We start from the raw sequence: 17901 nt of genomic DNA on the forward strand, positions 1-17901 counted from the left end.
AGTGCTTTTGGTGTTAGATGACGAGTGGTCCGGCTGCGATGACGGACTCACTTGCTTTCGTGAAGCGATTGAAATTTTCTTTAAATTTCATGGCGAGTGCTTTTGCCTCTACGTCGTAGCGAGATGGGTCGCTCCACGTATCTCGTGGATTGAGCACGTCACTCGGTACACCATCTATGGCTACAGGAATCTCGACATTGAAGATGTCGTGCTTCATCGTCTCTACATCACGAAGCTGACCGTTGACGGCGGCATTGACCATCGCACGCGTATAGGCGAGTTTCATACGTGAACCTTCGCCGTATGCTCCACCTGTCCAGCCCGTGTTGACGAGGTAGACATCCACATCGTGTTCTTCAATCAATTTACCGAGCATATCCGCATAACGTTCTGGAGCGAGCGGAAGGAACGGTGAACCGAAGCAAGTTGAGAACGTCGCTTGTGGTTCTGTGACTCCACGCTCCGTACCAGCAAGCTTAGACGTATAACCAGACAAGAAGTGGTACATCGCCTGTTCTTTCGTCAACTTGCTGATTGGTGGCAAGACACCATACGCATCGGCCGTCAAAAAGACAATCGTGTTCGGATGACCGGCACGTGATGGGAGCATCGCGTTGTCGATAAATTCAATTGGATATGCCGCACGCGTATTTTCAGTCAAGGAAATGTTCTTGTAGTCCGGTGTACGATCTTCATTCAATACGACGTTTTCAATCAATGAACCGAAGCGGATCGCATCATAGATTTGAGGTTCGTTCTCACGCGACAAGTTGATCGTCTTCGCGTAGCAACCGCCTTCGATGTTGAAGACCCCATCCGGTGACCATCCGTGCTCATCGTCTCCGATTAAGTGGCGCTGTGGATCAGCTGAAAGTGTCGTCTTCCCAGTTCCCGACAACCCGAAGAAAAGTGCCGTTTCGTTTGCATCGTTGACGTTTGCCGAACAATGCATCGATAAGACGTTTTGCTCAGGTAACAAGAAGTTCATGACGGAGAAAATTGATTTTTTAATTTCGCCACCGTATTCTGTTCCCCCGATCAGAATCGTGCGCTTGGCGAATGAAACGAGAATGAACGTCTCTGAATTCGTACCATCTACTGCAGGATCTGCTTTATAACTCGGTGCATAGATCACAGTGAACGGGTCGAACGCACCTTTCGTTGGCCATTCGCGTAAAAACAGCTGTTTTGCGAACAGACTATGCCATGCATATTCCGTAATGGCACGGACCGGTAACGTGTAGTGCTCATCGGCACCAGCAGACGCTTCGAGGTAATAAAGTTTGTCTTTCTTTTCTAAATGGTTCAGTACTTTGTCGAGAAGTGCTGAAAACTTCTCTTCCGCGATCGGTTGGTTCACTTTTCCCCAATCGACAAGGTTGTTGCTGACTTCATCTTGGACGACGAATTTGTCTTTCGGTGACCGTCCGGTAAAAGCACCGGTGCTGACAGATAAAGCCCCGTCTTTTGTCAGTACACCTTCCCCATTTTGGATGGCTTCTTCCACCAGTTCTGGAACCGTCAAGTTCCGTTTCATGTCGGCACCATTAATTAATTCTTCGATTTTCAGGAGCGTTGTCGCCATCCTGAATCCCACCTTTCCCCTAAATAGATGTGGATGAAATCCGCATACTTCCGCGATTACGATTAATCAGTATGACATTTTTAATTATATGTGACACACTAATTAAACACAAGCGTTTCTTCTCTTTAAGTAAGCGCTTTCTTACAAAGACAGTTTATCACATTCTCTTATCACAAGGTGTTAAAAAACAGAAACGAATTAAAAAAATGTTTGTCGATTCACAAACAGAAATGTTTTGCAAGTCGGTGAAAACTTTTACGAATTCGTCCGATTCCCTTGACATAATCGAGTGTCATTTATATGATGGTTTTCGTAACGGATACTCTTATTCTGAGCGGTGGAGGGAACAAGGCCCTACGAAGCCCAGCAACCGTCCGACATGAAGTCTTGTGCGGAAAAGGTGCTATCCTGAAGCGAAGCCATTAGCTTCGAACGATAAGAGGGTAAGGAAGAACGATTCAACCTTTCCCCATGTATGTCATCGGGGGAGGTTTTTTTCATTACCGTCCCAAAGCAACGCGTAAGGGGAACGAGTACCGTCCACATATCACCCTTATTATAGGAGGTTTTTTGAATGTCAAAATTGAACCGTCGACTTTTTACTTCAGAGTCGGTTACTGAAGGACATCCAGATAAAATTTGTGATCAGATCTCTGACTCGATTTTGGATGCCATTTTAGCGGAAGACCCGAATGCCCGTGTTGCGGCAGAAACGTCTGTCACAACAGGTCTTGTACTCGTAGCTGGTGAAATCACAACGTCAACTTACGTGGATATCCCGAAAGTTGTCCGTGAAACAGTCCGTGAAATCGGATACACACGCGCGAAATATGGTTTCGATGCGGAAACATGTGCCGTCTTGACGTCGATTGACGAGCAATCAGTAGACATCGCGCAAGGTGTCGACCAAGCTCTTGAAGCACGTGAAGGTCAGATGACTGAAGAGGAACTTGATGCAATCGGTGCAGGTGACCAAGGTCTCATGTTCGGATATGCGACAAACGAGACTCCAGAACTCATGCCGCTTCCAATCTCATTGGCGCACAAATTGTCACGTCGTCTTGCAGAAGTTCGTAAGAACGGTACGCTTGCTTACCTTCGTCCGGATGGAAAGACGCAAGTAACGGTTGAGTACGATGAGGACAACAACCCTGTTCGCATCGATACAATCGTCATCTCGACACAACATGCAGAAGAGATCACACTCGAGCAAATTCAAGAAGACTTGAAAAAGTATGTCATCGAAGCAGTCATCCCAGCTGAACTCATCGATGCTGAAACAAAATACTTCATCAACCCGACTGGTCGCTTCGTAATCGGTGGACCACAAGGAGATGCAGGTCTTACAGGACGTAAAATCATCGTCGATACGTACGGTGGATACGCTCGTCACGGCGGTGGCGCATTCTCTGGTAAAGATCCTACAAAAGTTGACCGTTCAGCAGCATACGCAGCTCGTTATGTAGCGAAAAACATCGTTGCAGCAGGACTTGCGGATAAAGCAGAAGTTCAACTCGCTTACGCGATTGGGGTAGCACATCCAGTATCAATCGCTGTCGACACGTTCGGCACTGGTAAATTGAGCGAAACAGAGCTCGTTGAACTCGTTCGTGAGAACTTCGACCTCCGTCCAGCAGGCATCATCAAGATGCTTGACCTTCGCCGTCCAATCTACAAGCAAACAGCAGCTTACGGTCACTTCGGTCGTACAGATATCGAACTCCCATGGGAGCAAACAGATAAAGCAGCAGTTCTTGAAGAAGGCGCGAAGCGTTTCGCGTAATCAACAAAAACGACCTTTCCACGGAAAGGTCGTTTTTTTAGGTTCAAGTCGTTGGTGGTGTCTGTTTATGATCATTCGATGACGAATCAGTTGAAGTGGTTTCTTGTCCAAGCGCGGTATCCTTCGCTTCGACGACTTTTTCACCGATGTCTTGTAAATCAGATTTGGCTTCTTGGGCCGTCTCGACGATTTTATTGACGTCTTCTTTGACTGTATCGACTTCTCCGACAACTTTTTCATATACGTTTTGAACGTCTGTTGAGACTTCCTGAATCTTGCCGGAAGCGGTCTTCACCTGTTCAATCACTTGAGATGCTTTCCCGGCTGGGTCTTGTTTGACTTCATTCACGATGCCACCGACCGAAGATTTTGCATTCGTAAGCGATTGTTTCGTCTGCTCCCGATTCGAGGAGCTAAGTAAGGCGAGGAGACCACCGACGAGGGCACCGAGTAGCATCCCGGTCACAACGCTGATTTTTGGACCCCCTGCATCCAATTGATCAAATTGACGGTTCGGATTCTCTGTTTGTTCGATTTTCGGGTCATGCTCTAATTTTGGTTCCATGTTGTTCCACTCCTTCATGTGATTGGCATTGCTAGTCTTATACCCTAGTCGATTGCGGACATAACGTTTTCTTATGAATCGTCACGAAAAAGAAACGAATGGCAGGATAAAAAAGTGACGATAGGGAATGATACAAATAGATTGGCCAAAAGGGGGAAGCTGTCATGAACATGAGGGAAGCAGTTCCAAAAGATGCAACATTAATTCGAACGATTGCACTTGCGACGATTTCAGAGGATGATTTGAATCGTTTGAAAGCGATGGAGCGCGCCTATCGACAAGAAGAGATTGTTCGAGCGATCAGTTCGAGTGAAGAAGCACGAGAGCAATACTTTATCGTCGGCGAGTTCGAAGAAAATGTCATCGGTTTTTGTCATGCCATCGATCGCGGTGACATGTGGGAGATGCTTCGTCTTTATCTTCACCCTGATTATCACCGAAACGGATATGGAGCAGCTTTTTTAAACTATCTCCAATCGAAAAAAGAACAACCGATGGAAGTGTACGTTGAAAATTCAAATGACCAAGCGATTGCGTTTCTTTTGCATCAATCGTTTAAAGAAGTGAATCGGGTCCAAGAAGAGGTATACGACCAGCCGATGGAACTCATTCATTTACGATATCATCCGAGCTAAGCCTCCAGACGGATTTTCTTCAAACATCAGTTGCGGCTGATGTTTTTTTGATACAATACACATAGTCCATAAATGAGGTGACGGCAGCATGACATATGAAGAAGTACGAAAAGGGGTCATCGTCATCGTGTACCCGCTACAGTTCACGTCTCGGATTAGTGAGAACTTTATTCGCCGACTCCAAGACGAGTACGAAGTAATTGTCGTCCGTGACCAATCGGTCGGATTGACGGCAGATGACCATAAACAGCTCATCAAGCGAGCGTTGCGTGAGGCAGGGCAATACAAACTACCAATCCACGTCGTGGCATTCAGTCTAGGGGCACTTTTCACGAACCGACTCTTGCAAGAGTATGATGTGCCGCTTGGGAGTTTGACGTATATCTCTCCTTTATTTGATTGGCATGCCACTCGTCAAATCGGCGGATTGAAACAAGTCGTCGCGAGTGCTGTCGACCGTTTCCGCCCAGACCTACCGCTCGGGATGATGACATTCACTGGTGGAGGCGAGGAATCGTCACGCTTCGGTGAGATCACGTATGCGCAATATCGTGAGATTGAAGAAGAAATCGTGGAACATCAAGAAGAGAAGAAGCACTTACCACGACTTCCGCTTGCTTGTTTCTATGCACCGGACGATCAATTTGCAGACGTGAAGTTGACGTTAAACGTCTGCCGGAAGATTGGTGGGGATCAAGTGTACATCCGTCGGTTGGAAGGATTCCCGCATTTTGGATATGAACGTTTGAACACCAAGTTTGCGGAGACATTGATGACGTTTTATGAATTGATTCAAGAATGACAGAAGGCGACTCGAATGAGCCGCCTTTTCTTATGCGCGTTTTTCAATCGCCACGATGAATGGGGGATGATTGATTTGGTTGATGAAACCGTAGCGGAGGACGCCGGCCTGTTTTTGATCGAGCGACTCCACATAATGAAGCACTTCATCCCGTTCGACTTTTCCGCTCTCATGCCCATGATAAATGACGATGACGATGATGCCACCGACGGTCATGACCTCTAATAATTGAGATAATGCGGCAATCGTCGTATTCCCATGTGTCGTAATGGATTTATCGCTTCCTGGTAAATAACCTAAATTAAAGACAGCAGCGGTGATAGGACGTGTCTCATTCGCGACGACCGCTTGAACCGTGTCGTGACTATCATGAATGACGGTCACCCGTCCATCGAGACCAGCTTCCTGTATACGTGCGCGTGTGGACGTGACCGCTTCTGACTGGATATCAAAGGCATACACATGACCCGCTTCACCAACTGCATTCGCTAAAAACAGCGTGTCGTGTCCGTTTCCGGCGGTCATGTCGATGGCGACATGTCCTTCTTCGAGGTGGTCATGTAATAATTGTTTTGCAAACGGTAGTACTCTCATTAATCCCATACATCTCATCCTTCTTTTTTCCTTGGAAAGAATCTCGTCGTTCCAATTCTGCACGGATCTTGTTTAACACCTGCATCTTGTGACGACTCCATAACGGACCAATCAATAGGTCAGGTGGGCCGTCCCCGGTCAAACGATGAACGATGACCTCGGGAGGTATACATTCGAGCTGATCACAGACGAGAGAGACATAGTCATCTTCCTCCATCAAGTCGAGTAGGCCTTTTTCGTATTGACGGGCGAGCGGTGTATGTTTCAAGACGTGAAGTAAATGGATCTTGATTCCTTGTATGTCCATTTTAGCAACTTCTCGGGCTGTGTCGAGCATCATCTCGAGTGTCTCACCGGGTAAACCGTTGATGATATGAACACAGACACGGATGTTGTGGCGTCGTAGTTTTGCAAGACCGCTCAAAAATGTCTCGTAGTCATGTCCGCGATTGATTTTTTTCGCCGTCGTGTCATGGATGGTCTGAAGGCCGAGCTCCACCCAAAGCGACGTTCGTTCATTTAATTCTGCTAAATAAGCGACGACGTCGTCTGGCAAGCAGTCCGGACGTGTCGCAATCGAGAGACCGACAACGCCTTCTTCTTGAAGTGCAGGTTCGTACAACTCACGTAACCGTTCGACCGGCGCATACGTGTTACTGAATGCTTGGAAATAAGCGATGTAGTTGGCGTTCTTCCACTTTCGGTGAAGACGGGCCTTCACTTCGGCAAATTGAACGGGAATCGAATCGCAAGCATTTCCTGCAAAGTCACCACTTCCGTCGTCTGAACAGAACGTACATCCTCCCTTTGAGACGCGCCCGTCACGGTTCGGACAGGTGAATCCGCCATCGAGCGGGACTTTGAACACCTTTCCTCCATATTCTCGGCGATACGCCTCGTTCAACGTATGATATCGGTTTTGACCAAATGGATTCATTCAACATCTCTCCTTCCTTGCTCATGCTATCACAAATGAAAAATGACAAAACTTCATAATAAGTAATTTTTCTTGACACTTCTTTGGCATTCGTTTAGGTTTGATAAGGAAATCTTGTCGATTCGGCCATTTGTGCCGATTTTTTTGATGTGAAAGAGGAATGAAAGGAGGACTTGGTGTGAACAATAAAATGCCAATTTCGGTATGGATTCTAGTCATTGCGATGGCGCTCAATACAACGGCGGCGTCTTTTTTATGGCCATTTAACACACTGTATATTCATGATTTTTTAGGTGAGTCGATGACACTTGCTGGGGTGGCACTTCTTGTGAACTCCGCACTCGCAATCGTCGGAAACTACATCGGAGGGACATTATTCGACCGAATCGGTGGAAAGATGACGCTCATGATTTCTGTCGGTTTGTTGCTTGCGAGCTCACTCGGATTTTTACTGTTCCACGCCACGTTCTTCGGCTATTTGGTGTGGCTCGGTATGATTGGGTTCTCAGGTGGACTCGTCTTTCCGACCGTTTACGCGTTTGCGGGACTCATCTGGCCAGAAGGTGGACGCCGTTCGTTTAACGCGATTTACGTTGCGCAAAACGTAGGTGTCGCACTCGGTACGGCCATGAGTGGTCAAATCGCGCGCTTTAACATCGAGTGGATCTTTTATGCAAACTTCTTCTTGTCGGTCTTATTTGTCGTGGTCCTTTTATTTGGACTTCGCTACCTGAAAAACCCGGCACGTCCTGTCGTTCAATCACAGTTAGAGGCAGCTGCCACGACGCTCTCGAGCGCAACGATGAAGTCGATGTGGTATGTCGCCGTCGGTTACGCCGTGCTTTGGTTCGTTTACGTACAGTGGCAAGGGACAATCGCCGTTCATTCAAAAGACCTTGGTGTCACAATCAGCCAGTATTCACTGCTTTGGACGGTGAACGGGGCGATGATCGTATTCGCACAGCCGTTACTCAACCGTGTATTGCGACAGTTTGAGGATGACTTAAAACGTCAACTGATTATCGGAGCCTCGATTTTTCTTGGTGCCTTCTTGATCGTGCCGTTCGCAGGCGGATTTGGCATGTTCATGGTCGCAATGGTCGTCATGACAATCGGGGAAATGTTCGTCTGGCCAGCAGTCCCGACGATTGCAGCGAAACTTGCCCCTCCTGGTAAGGCGGGACAATATCAAGGGCTCGTCAATATCGCAGCATCTGTCGGTCGGATGATTGGACCGACATTGTCCGGATTTGTCTATGACATGTTCGGTATTACTGCGGTCTTCGGCATGCTTCTTCTGCTCACTACGTTCGCCCTTACTCTATTCGTCATTATGAAAGACATTCGCGTCGCTGAAAAATCAAGTTGACGTTGAATTTCAGAATGGGCTAAAATAGACTACGATGAATAGCAAGCGATGAAGAGGATTAGTAGCGAACGTTCCGTTTCAAAGAGAGTCGATGGTTGGTGTGAATCGATAAATGGAGGTCGTGAACTCGCCTTGGAGCTGTTTTCCTGAACCGAGTAGGGAAAACCGGGGTTACGCCTCGTTATCGGCGTCTCAAGTGGCAGCAATGCAACATGGGTGGTACCGCGGAGAGCTTTCAAGCCTTTCGTCCCATTTTCGGGGACGGAAGGCTTTTTATTATGCAGAGGAGGAAGAATGTTGAGCTATTTTAAACATCAAGAAATCGAGCCGAAATGGCAAAAGCGTTGGGAAGAGAAAGACGCATTCAAAACGACAGAAGACCCGGAGAAGGATTGTTTCTACGTCCTCGATATGTTCCCGTACCCATCAGGTGCTGGCCTTCACGTTGGTCACCCGGAAGGTTACACGGCGACGGATATCATCGCCCGTATGAAGCGGATGCAAGGATATAACGTCCTTCACCCAATCGGCTGGGATGCGTTCGGTCTTCCTGCCGAACAATACGCACTCGACACAGGGAACGACCCACGCGAATTCACAGCGCGTAACATCGAGACGTTCCGCCGTCAGTTGAAAGAACTCGGTTTCTCGTATGACTGGGCCCGTGAAATCAGCACGACGGACCCGAAATACTATAAATGGACACAATGGATCTTCACGCAATTGTTCGAGCGTGACCTTGCATACGTCGACGAAGTTGCCGTTAACTGGTGCCCGGCACTCGGTACGGTCCTTGCGAACGAAGAAGTCATCGACGGCTTGTCAGAGCGTGGGAACCACCCGGTATACCGTGTCCCGATGAAACAGTGGGTGCTTCGCATCACAGAATACGCGGAGCGTTTGCTTGAAGACTTGGAAGGTCTTGACTGGCCAGAGAGCGTAAAAGAGATGCAACGCAACTGGATCGGGAAATCGGTCGGTGCCGAGGTCGACTTCAAAGTCGACGGTCACGACAAGATTGTCACAGTCTTCACGACACGTCCGGACACACTTCACGGAGCGACATATGTGACGCTCGCACCAGAGCATCCGTTCACAAAAGTGATCACAACACCTGAACAATCAACAGCAGTTGAGGCTTACATCGAGGAAGTTTCGAAGAAGACGGACCTTGAGCGTACAGACCTTGCGAAAGAGAAGACAGGAGTATTCACGGGCGCTTATGCGATCAACCCGGTAAACGGTGAGAAACTTCCGATTTGGACAGCAGACTATGTCCTCTCGACATACGGGACAGGTGCAGTCATGGCCGTTCCTGGGCACGATGAGCGTGATTATGAGTTTGCGAAAACGTTCGACCTCCCGATTCGTGAAGTCGTCAAAGGTGGAAACTTGGAAGAGGCGGCTTATGTCGAAGACGGGGAGCACGTCAACTCAGGTAGCTTGAACGGACTCAATAAAGCCGATGCAATCAAGACGATCATTGAAGAACTCGAAGCTGCTGGTACAGGTCGTGCGAAGACGACATACCGTCTTCGTGACTGGTTGTTCAGCCGTCAACGTTACTGGGGAGAACCGATTCCGGTCGTCCACATGGAAGACGGAACGATGAAGACGGTACCGGTCGAAGAGCTTCCGCTCGAACTTCCAATCATCGATGAAATCAAACCGTCTGGTACGGGTGAGTCACCACTTGCGAACGCAGAAGAGTGGTTGACGTACACAGATCCTGTCACGGGGGAAAAAGGTCGTCGCGAGACGAACACGATGCCACAATGGGCAGGTAGCTGCTGGTACTATATCCGTTACATTGATCCAGATAACGAAGAAATGATTGCGGACCCTGAGAAACTTAAGCGTTGGCTTCCAGTCGACTTGTATATCGGTGGTACGGAACATGCCGTTCTTCACTTGCTCTATGCACGTTTCTGGCATAAAGTCCTTTATGATATCGGTGTCGTCCCGACGAACGAACCGTTCCAAAAATTGTACAACCAAGGTATGATCCTTGGTGAGAACAACGAGAAGATGTCGAAATCTCGTGGGAACGTCGTCAACCCAGATGATATCGTGAAGTCACACGGCGCGGATACACTTCGTCTTTATGAAATGTTCATGGGCCCACTTGATGCGGCAATCGCATGGTCAACGAATGGACTTGACGGGGCACGTCGCTTCCTCGACCGCGTATGGCGTTTGTTCGATCAAACGAACTTTGCGGAGGTGGCACCGACTGCCGACTTTGAACGTACGTATCATCAGACGGTGAAAAAAGTCACTGAAGACTATGAAGCACTTCGCTTCAACACAGCAATCTCTCAGTTGATGGTCTTCGTCAATGAAGCAAACAAACAAGAGACGTTGCCAAAATCGCAAATGGTCGACTTCATCAAGATGCTTTCACCTGTTGCTCCACACTTGTCTGAAGAGTTGTGGGAGAAGATGGGCATGACGGAAGAGTTGACGTATGCGGCTTGGCCGACGTACGATGAGTCAAAACTTGTGAGTGACACGATTGAAGTCGTCATCCAAGTGAACGGGAAACTTCGTGCGAAAATGCACGTTTCGCGTGACGCATCAAAAGAAGCGCTTGAAGCGGAGGCACTCGGCAACGAGCGTGTCCAAGAGTTCACAGAAGGTAAGACGGTTCGTAAAGTCATTGTCGTCCCTGGAAAACTCGTCAATATTGTAGTAGGGTAATCGAAAGAATGTGTGACATTGTCGCACATTCTTTTCTTTTTGGTGAGGTCATTTTCTTTTACGGTCGGTTTTGATACACTAAAGGGCGATACTGAAGTAGAAGGGGACGACATGTCCATGAAACGTTCTTATGTGCTATACACGACACTATGTGCTGTCGTGGTCGGCGTGATCCTTTGCTATGTCTTTGTCTTCTCTGATGAAGAGATTCAGCGGCAGGTCGCCTCGACATTTGAAAAAATCGACATTCAAACGAGTCATCAAACGGCATCCCTCCCACCTGTGGAGGCAGCACAAGATGACGAAGATATTGATACGACCGATGCGCTCGAGCAAATCAACCAGATCGATGAAGTGTACTACAGCGATACGATTGGGGCTTATCTCGTGCTTACCGAGCAGTCTGAGTTTTTCGAAGTGAGCGGGAACGGCACACGCGTCAACTCAGTGCTTCAACTCGAAAATACGGGTCAGGCGCGCCTCGATGACTTTATCGGGATGCGGATGGTCGAAGAGAACCTCGTATATGCGGTGACTGCAAACGGGACACTCATCACGATTGAACGGGAAGAAGGACGCTGGGTCGAACGACCGCGTAAACAAATCAAAGGTCTCGTATCGGAAGACCGAATCTTTGGTCTCGGCTATGACCGAGAATCGAATCGTCTCTTCATGATGAATCGATTAGCAGACACGCCGGACCTTGAGCTCCTCTATATTGAAGAGCGTGAAATCGAGCCGGAAGTGCCTGCGGAAAACGAGCCAGAAGAATCGACAGAGTCTGATGATAATGTTGAAGGCACTGAAGAATCAACAGAAGAAGCGACGACAGAAAATGTCTCGACGAATGACAATGTCTCTAGTGAGACGGCCGCTGCGGAAGAAGAGGCACCTGAGAATGAGCAGGATACGCCAGATGAGGCAGTCGAGGAAAAAGAACCGGAAACGGAATGGATGCTCGATTCGCGTCAAGCGTTATCGGCTGACGGGATGAGCGCCTCAATCCAGCAAAAGTTTGAGCGATTCGAAGGCGTTGGGCTTGTCGAGCGACAAGGCCGAATATACGTGCTCGACTCGGAAGAGCTCGTCCTCTATACGGTCAACCCGGAAGAAGGTACCATCAACGGTCAGATGGTGACACCTCGCGTGTATGACTCGACCGGCATGTTTTTACAAGACAATGAAATCTTTGCAATCGTCCATCCGGAAGTATTCGATTTGGATGCATTCGTTTCCGTGGACTGACAATGGGGGAAGAACAGATGAGCAAACGTTACTTTTTTGAAGAAGTGAAACAATTCCATGAGACTTTCGGACATCCAGGAGCAAAATCTCCGCAACCGTTGACACTTGATCGTGCGACAAAACGATCGGTTTGGACGGCAGAGGAAGCGGTCGTTGAATTTTTACACCAATCGTCACAGACTGAAGAAGAGTTCTTACAGGCCATCGAGCAATTCCAAGAAGGCTTCCAAAAAGCGGTCCAAAAATCATTACAAGACGCACCACCGTCAGATGATGTGGAACGCCTCGTTGGTCAAGGGGATGCGTTAACGGACGCGTTATATTTTGTGATGGGCAGTTTCGTTGAACTTGGACTTGATCCGGTGCCGTTGTTTGAAATCGTCCAGCGTGCCAATATGGCGAAGCTTGGACCGGACGGGAAACCGATCTTACGCGAATCGGACAATAAAGTCATGAAACCTGAAGGATGGATGCCGCCCGAGCCAGAGCTCGAAAAAGAAGTGCGTCGTCAAATCGCAGGGAAAGAATAATCACAAACGGCTTGAGCCCTCATTAGTAAGGGTTCGAGTCGTTTTTTGTTGTGAAGGTCATAATGACATCATGGTATTAGATGAGATTAGGAAGGTCATGAGAGTAATTAATGGTATAATTTAACATAAGCAAGCGAACGATGAATATTAATCATTGAGATGGAGGTCATTCAGCTGAAAAAATTATTCGGTATTCTATGTTGTAGTTCAGTACTTCTGTTAGCATCATGTAGCAATGATGAAAAAACGTCAGAATCTAAAACGTCTGAGCCTGACGTTTCAATCGAAACGATAAAAATCAACGAAGAGAATGAATTGACAATCGTCCCACTTTACACCCAATACCAAAAATATTTGAATGCATCTCTTGAAACAACCGATGCGGAGGAGAACAAACAGAACTTCAAGAAATATGTATTAGATTACATAGGAGAGGTCGGAGAGGAAGAAAAAATCGATACATCCATATTGAAAACTGATTTTTCACTAAAGCCGACTCCTCATAAGCAACAATTGCTAAAGCAACTGGATACGTTGATCAATCAGCATGATGAGATTAAAGAGATTATTGCATCAACATACGCAGATTCAAATCAAATCTTTCCTAAAAAGAAAGGTACGGTGTTTGTTGCCCCTTATAATCCTGAATTTTTCTACGATAGTGAACCGTTGAAAGGTGTAGCAGGAGCGGCGTACAAGGACGCATTCATCTTGTTTCTCGATACAGATTTTGATAAAGGTGTGCTAGCCTATACGACGGCTCACGAGTATCATCATCTGATTGTTCAGAATCACCCTGGGTTCCGTCTTAAAACAATTCTCGATTCTGTCATCATTGAAGGAAAAGCCGATACGTTTGCTGACCAGATCGTCAAAGATGTGACTCCCCCGTGGAATGTAGAGATTGATGAAGCGACCATGGAACACATCGCGAGCCGAGTGAATGATTATGAAACAACCTATACCGATTTTGCGGTTGGTAATTATCAAAAAGATATGCCACGTTGGAGTAACTATATTCTAGGGAGGGATGTGCTTCATGACTATTTGACGGCGCACCCAGAGCTGTCAATTCCCGAATGGACCTTCAAAGAAGATCATGAGCTTTTAGAAAAATACAAGTATCGAGATATGATGGAATTGGAAAATTAAGTTGAAAAAGAATGTTAAAAGGCTTGACCCTGAATGAGACAGGATCAAGCCTTTTGATTGTACATATATGCTTTAGTGATCACGATAGAACGCAGATGATGCGTCGGGCCGAACCCTTTACCGCTCTGTCGCCAGTTCAGCTGCGTGCGATCCGGCGCAATGTCCTGTCGTGAAAGCGGCCGTGATGTTGTAGCCACCTGTGTATCCATGAATGTCGAGCACTTCACCGGCAAAGAAGAGACCTGGTGCTTTCTTTGACATCATCGTCTGTGGCGCAACTTCCTTAACCGAAACGCCACCACCTGTGACGAATGCCTTGTCAAAGTCGAGTGTCCCGACGGCGTGCATCTCAAACATTTTCAAACGCGTTGCGAAATCAATGACGGATTGCTTCTTCAACTGACTGGCGTCTTCTTCTCCAAATGCGAGCTCTTCTAACAACAAGTCAAGAAGTCGCTCGGGGATGTAGCCTTTCCATACGTTTTTAACGGCACGCTTCGGTTGGCTCTGCACTTGATTCCACAATTCCTGGACGAGTTCATCTCGTGACGTGTCCGGGAAGAAGTCGAGTGACAAGAGGACGACTTGTTCTTTGCTACGTTTCCGCTCTTTAATCGTATACTGACTGCAACGGAGCGCGATTGGACCTGAGATTCCGAAATGGGTAAAGATCATGTCACCTTGGTGCGTCTTGATCGCTTTTCCTTTTTTGCCATGCACCGTCAACGCGACGTCACGTAACGATAATCCTTGAAGTTGTTTCGTTCCGATGAATGAATCATTCAATTTGATTGGCACTTCTGTCGGGAATAGCTCCGTAATCGTATGCCCGGCTTTTTGTGCCCACGGATAACCGTCACCTGTCGACCCGGTATGAGGGACGGATTGTCCGCCGACCGCGACGACACAAGCTTTCGCTTCAATCATTTCACCGTCCATCAACTCGACCGCATGAAACTCGTTTTCTTCATTAAAATGTAGTGTTTTGACTTCTGCTTTTTTTCGAATCTCGACACCGAGGTCTTCAATCGCACGAAGCAACGTGTTGACCACGTCTTGTGCCTTGTCCGTCACTGGGAACATGCGCCCGTTGTCTTCTTCTTTCAGCGGGATGCCGAATCCTGTGAACAGGTCGATGATCGATTGGTTGTCGAACTGAGCGAGGGCGCTATATAAAAAGCGGCCATTCCCAGGGATGAACTGAATCAATTCATCGATTGGTTTTCGGTTCGTGACGTTACAACGCCCTCCACCTGAAATCGCTAATTTCCGACCGAGTTTAGATCCTTTATCAATCAACAAGGTCGATGCGCCGCTCTTTGCAGCTGCATAAGTTGCCATAAGTCCGCTTGGACCTCCGCCGATGACGATGACATCTTTCATGTAAAATCTCCTCATTTCTTCATCTATATGATTAGTAAAATTATCGTAACTTTATTATCCGTAACAGTAAGAGTATAATGAGAAGCGGTTGTTTTGTAAAACCGAATTCATATGAATAGTTGATTTATAGATGGAGGTGCCTCATGTCATCAAGCGCCAAACAAGATTCAGGAAGAGCCTCCTTCGTCAAAGGAACGCTTCTTTTATCGGCAGGAAACTTGATTTCCCGGATGTTAGGGCTGTTGTACACATTCCCGTTCCAAGCGATGGTCGGGATTGCCGGAGTGACGTTGTATCAAGCAGCATATACGTATTACGCAATCATGATCTCCATATCGACGGCAGGGATCCCTGTTGCCGTCTCGAAATTTATCGCCAAATATAATGCGCTAGGGGAATATGGAACGAGTCAACGATTGTTCCGACAAGGAATGAAGCTGATGCTTGCGACCGGTGTCGTCGCTTTTTTATTACTCTTTTTTGCGGCACCATGGCTATCCGAGCTGATGGTCCGAAATTCGGAGAACAATCAGCAATACATTGACTCGCTCACACTCGTGACGAGAAGCGTCAGTTTTGCGTTACTGCTCATCCCGGCGATGAGTATGGTTCGTGGTTATTTCCAAGGACATCAAGACATGGCTCCGACGGCAATCTCACAAGTCGTCGAACAAATCGTGCGCATTCTATTCCTTCTCAGCGGGACGATGCTCGTCTTGTTCGTCTTTGCGGACTCTGACTTCATTCGACCAATCGCGAATGCTCTTGGGGGAACGCAATCCGTCGAGACGACTGAACTGAATGGATTGAAAGTCATTGCCGTCACGATTGCGACGTTTAGTGCTTTTGTTGGGGCAATCGGTAGTTTTGTCGTACTCATGATGTACTGGAAGCGTCGAAAAGACATCCATCGTCAGACGGATAATCCAGCGGGCACACCTGTCCGTTCGATGAAGTCGTTGTTACTCGAGTTGCTCAGCTACTCAATCCCAATCGTGATGGTCGGGGTATCGACCCCTCTCTATCAGCTGATTGATCAGTTGACGATGGTCAATACGTTACTCAGTTCGGGTGCGACCGTATCCGAAGCGACATCGGCTTATGGATTCTTGACCGGAAACGCACATAAGATTGTATTGATCCCTGTGTCGATTGCGGCGAGTGTCTCGATGGCGACCATCCCGCTCGTGACCCGTTCATTTACGACAGGAGATATGCTGAAAGTACGAAATCAAGTCAATCATATTTTCCAAGTCTCGTTCTTTGTGACGATTCCTGCTGTCATCGGACTCGTAGCTCTCGCGGAACCATTGTTTGGGACGTTGTTCCCGGGAGACCGTGAAGGATGGGTGTATTTACTTCATTATGCACCGAGTGCTTTCTTCTTAGCCTATTACTCGGTTGCGGCTGCGATTCTCCAAGGGATTAACCGTCAGTACTTCACCATCTTTGCTACATCGATGGGTCTGTTGGCAAAACTCGCCCTGAACGTGCCGTTCGTCTATTGGCTCGGTGGTATCGGTGCGGGTTATGCGACGATTGCTGGATACATTGTGGCGATCGTGCTCATGGTATGGATGATTCAGCGGTCTCTACATTTCCCATACAAGCAGTTGCTTCGTCGGACCATCTTAATGTTCTTGATGGGGGCGGCGATGTTTGCGGCTGTTTACCTTTCTCTTCTCGTCACGTTGCAAGAAGAAGCGAGTTGGGGAAATGACATCTTTGCGACAATCGTCGGTGTCATCGTCGGGATTCTCGTATACGGATATCTCGGCTGGCGCAGCCATCTTGCAGGGAAATTATTAGGGAAACGCTTTGAATATCGGAGGAACGGATAATGCGAATTGATAAATTGCTATCGAACATGGGATATGGATCACGAAAAGATGTAAAAATCCTATTAAAACAAGGGGCAGTACGAGTCGATGATGCACCTGTAAAAGATGCGAAACGACACGTTAACCCAGAATCAGAGCGAGTCACGGTGTTCGGGGAAGTCGTTGAATATCGTCCATTCATCTATTTCATGATGAACAAGCCTGAAGGGGTCATCAGTGCGACGGAAGATCAAGTCGAGACGACAGTCATCGAGTTAATTGATCCGGAGTATGCCCATTACGACCTCTTCCCGGTCGGACGTCTCGACAAAGATACGACGGGACTTCTCCTCATTACAAACGACGGCGCGTTCAATCATGCACTCATGTCACCTCGTAAACATGTCGACAAGGTATATATCGCCGAAGTCGATGGGGAGATGACGGCTGAGGATATCAAGACGTTCGCGAACGGAGTCGAATTAGAAGATGGATATACGACGAAGCCGGCCCGACTCGAGATTTTGAGTCGGAGCGGACGTCGCTCTGTCATCCGTCTCACATTATCTGAGGGGAAATATCATCAAGTGAAACGAATGGTCGCGGCGGTAGGCAAACACGTCGAGCGATTAGAGCGTGTTCAAATCGGGGATCTTGAACTCGATGAGACGCTCGAGCTCGGGGCATATCGTGAGTTGACGGAAGAAGAAGTTCAATTGTTTCTTCAATAATTAATGAGGTGAGAGGGGATCTGTCCAATTGGGCGGATTCTCTTTTTGTATAAAAAGCTCTAATTTTCGA

15 protein-coding genes, 1 riboswitch and 1 other annotated feature are annotated in these 17901 nt (G+C 47.6%); of the genes, 10 read left to right on the forward strand and 5 right to left on the reverse strand.

The window, feature by feature from the left end; genetic code table 11:
• Window positions 1-13: 13 nt before the first annotated feature.
• Window positions 14-1585 carry a phosphoenolpyruvate carboxykinase (ATP) gene (pckA, locus tag KNO92_RS03465; RefSeq protein ID WP_214693382.1) on the reverse strand — a complete coding sequence of 524 codons (1572 nt, stop codon included), beginning with the start codon at window positions 1583-1585 and terminating at the stop codon, window positions 14-16.
• 322 nt (window positions 1586-1907) lie between these two features.
• Window positions 1908-2027: riboswitch (SAM riboswitch) on the forward strand.
• A 132-nt stretch (window positions 2028-2159) separates the two neighbouring features.
• Here pckA and metK point away from each other — a divergent pair.
• Window positions 2160-3368, forward strand: a complete 1209-nt coding sequence (metK, locus tag KNO92_RS03470; RefSeq protein ID WP_214693380.1) for a methionine adenosyltransferase — start codon at window positions 2160-2162, stop codon at window positions 3366-3368.
• A 43-nt stretch (window positions 3369-3411) separates the two neighbouring features.
• On the opposite strand, the gene KNO92_RS03475 is transcribed toward metK, so the two are convergent.
• On the reverse strand, window positions 3412-3933 hold the full coding sequence (locus tag KNO92_RS03475; protein ID WP_214693378.1) for a hypothetical protein: 522 nt from the start codon (window positions 3931-3933) through the stop codon (window positions 3412-3414).
• 164 nt (window positions 3934-4097) lie between these two features.
• On the opposite strand from KNO92_RS03475, the gene KNO92_RS03480 reads away from it, so the two are divergent.
• Together KNO92_RS03480 and KNO92_RS03485 are read left to right on the forward strand one after the other, a co-directional pair.
• Window positions 4098-4568 (forward strand): GNAT family N-acetyltransferase, encoded by a 471-nt coding sequence (locus tag KNO92_RS03480; protein WP_214760122.1) that lies wholly within the window; start codon window positions 4098-4100, stop codon window positions 4566-4568.
• 88 nt (window positions 4569-4656) lie between these two features.
• Window positions 4657-5370: an alpha/beta hydrolase gene (locus KNO92_RS03485; protein ID WP_214693374.1), complete on the forward strand. Its 714-nt coding sequence runs from the start codon at window positions 4657-4659 to the stop codon at window positions 5368-5370.
• A gap of 30 nt (window positions 5371-5400) precedes the next feature.
• Here KNO92_RS03485 and mnmM read toward each other — a convergent pair whose 3' ends face one another.
• Together mnmM and mnmL are read right to left on the reverse strand one after the other, a co-directional pair.
• A complete protein-coding gene (gene mnmM / locus KNO92_RS03490; protein WP_214693372.1) occupies window positions 5401-5973 on the reverse strand; it encodes a tRNA 5-(aminomethyl)-2-thiouridylate-methyltransferase MnmM in 573 nt (190 codons plus the stop codon).
• Window positions 5927-6901, reverse strand: a complete 975-nt coding sequence (gene mnmL, locus KNO92_RS03495) for a tRNA modification radical SAM protein MnmL/YtqA (RefSeq protein WP_214760123.1) — start codon at window positions 6899-6901, stop codon at window positions 5927-5929. Before mnmL ends, mnmM begins: the two co-directional genes overlap by 47 nt.
• Before the next feature lie 178 nt (window positions 6902-7079).
• On the opposite strand from mnmL, the gene KNO92_RS03500 reads away from it, so the two are divergent.
• The 5 genes from KNO92_RS03500 (at window position 7080) to KNO92_RS03520 (ending at window position 13897) form a co-directional block, all read left to right on the forward strand.
• Window positions 7080-8270, forward strand: a complete 1191-nt coding sequence (locus KNO92_RS03500) for an MDR family MFS transporter (protein WP_353047386.1) — start codon at window positions 7080-7082, stop codon at window positions 8268-8270.
• A 39-nt stretch (window positions 8271-8309) separates the two neighbouring features.
• Window positions 8310-8525, forward strand: a binding site (T-box leader).
• 39 nt (window positions 8526-8564) lie between these two features.
• Entirely contained in the window at window positions 8565-10970 is a 2406-nt protein-coding gene (gene leuS / locus KNO92_RS03505; RefSeq protein WP_214760125.1) for a leucine--tRNA ligase, read from the forward strand.
• 117 nt (window positions 10971-11087) lie between these two features.
• Window positions 11088-12215: a hypothetical protein gene (locus KNO92_RS03510; protein ID WP_251127058.1), complete on the forward strand. Its 1128-nt coding sequence runs from the start codon at window positions 11088-11090 to the stop codon at window positions 12213-12215.
• Window positions 12216-12232: 17 nt separating this feature from the next.
• Window positions 12233-12745 carry a pyrophosphohydrolase domain-containing protein gene (locus KNO92_RS03515; protein WP_214693364.1) on the forward strand — a complete coding sequence of 171 codons (513 nt, stop codon included), beginning with the start codon at window positions 12233-12235 and terminating at the stop codon, window positions 12743-12745.
• A gap of 159 nt (window positions 12746-12904) precedes the next feature.
• Entirely contained in the window at window positions 12905-13897 is a 993-nt protein-coding gene (locus tag KNO92_RS03520) for a DUF2268 domain-containing putative Zn-dependent protease (RefSeq protein ID WP_214760130.1), read from the forward strand.
• Window positions 13898-14014: 117 nt separating this feature from the next.
• Here the strand turns inward: KNO92_RS03520 and KNO92_RS03525 are convergent, their stop codons facing one another.
• Window positions 14015-15280, reverse strand: coding sequence for a BaiN/RdsA family NAD(P)/FAD-dependent oxidoreductase (locus tag KNO92_RS03525; RefSeq protein ID WP_214760132.1), 1266 nt, complete (start codon window positions 15278-15280; stop codon window positions 14015-14017).
• Between the two features lie 143 nt (window positions 15281-15423).
• On the opposite strand from KNO92_RS03525, the gene KNO92_RS03530 reads away from it, so the two are divergent.
• Window positions 15424-17121 carry a putative polysaccharide biosynthesis protein gene (locus tag KNO92_RS03530; RefSeq protein WP_214693358.1) on the forward strand — a complete coding sequence of 566 codons (1698 nt, stop codon included), beginning with the start codon at window positions 15424-15426 and terminating at the stop codon, window positions 17119-17121.
• Entirely contained in the window at window positions 17121-17831 is a 711-nt protein-coding gene (locus KNO92_RS03535; RefSeq protein WP_214693355.1) for a pseudouridine synthase, read from the forward strand. The genes KNO92_RS03530 and KNO92_RS03535 overlap by 1 nt, the downstream gene beginning before the upstream one ends.
• Window positions 17832-17901: the final 70 nt, after the last annotated feature.

This window comes from Exiguobacterium sp. s129 (assembly GCF_018617585.1).
Lineage (GTDB): Bacteria > Bacillota > Bacilli > Exiguobacteriales > Exiguobacteriaceae > Exiguobacterium > Exiguobacterium aestuarii_A.

Bases quoted from the DNA above. Each gene is read 5' to 3' on its own strand.
- pckA (WP_214693382.1), bottom strand. From the start codon at position 1,585: ATGGCGACAACGCTCCTGAAAATCGAAGAATTAATTAATGGTGCCGAC.
- metK (WP_214693380.1), top strand. From the start codon at position 2,160: ATGTCAAAATTGAACCGTCGACTTTTTACTTCAGAGTCGGTTACTGAA.
- KNO92_RS03475 (WP_214693378.1), bottom strand. From the start codon at position 3,933: ATGGAACCAAAATTAGAGCATGACCCGAAAATCGAACAAACAGAGAAT.
- KNO92_RS03480 (WP_214760122.1), top strand. From the start codon at position 4,098: ATGAACATGAGGGAAGCAGTTCCAAAAGATGCAACATTAATTCGAACG.
- KNO92_RS03485 (WP_214693374.1), top strand. From the start codon at position 4,657: ATGACATATGAAGAAGTACGAAAAGGGGTCATCGTCATCGTGTACCCG.
- mnmM (WP_214693372.1), bottom strand. From the start codon at position 5,973: ATGGGATTAATGAGAGTACTACCGTTTGCAAAACAATTATTACATGAC.
- mnmL (WP_214760123.1), bottom strand. From the start codon at position 6,901: ATGAATCCATTTGGTCAAAACCGATATCATACGTTGAACGAGGCGTAT.
- leuS (WP_214760125.1), top strand. From the start codon at position 8,565: ATGTTGAGCTATTTTAAACATCAAGAAATCGAGCCGAAATGGCAAAAG.
- KNO92_RS03510 (WP_251127058.1), top strand. From the start codon at position 11,088: ATGAAACGTTCTTATGTGCTATACACGACACTATGTGCTGTCGTGGTC.
- KNO92_RS03515 (WP_214693364.1), top strand. From the start codon at position 12,233: ATGAGCAAACGTTACTTTTTTGAAGAAGTGAAACAATTCCATGAGACT.
- KNO92_RS03520 (WP_214760130.1), top strand. From the start codon at position 12,905: ATGGAGGTCATTCAGCTGAAAAAATTATTCGGTATTCTATGTTGTAGT.
- KNO92_RS03525 (WP_214760132.1), bottom strand. From the start codon at position 15,280: ATGAAAGATGTCATCGTCATCGGCGGAGGTCCAAGCGGACTTATGGCA.
- KNO92_RS03530 (WP_214693358.1), top strand. From the start codon at position 15,424: ATGTCATCAAGCGCCAAACAAGATTCAGGAAGAGCCTCCTTCGTCAAA.
- KNO92_RS03535 (WP_214693355.1), top strand. From the start codon at position 17,121: ATGCGAATTGATAAATTGCTATCGAACATGGGATATGGATCACGAAAA.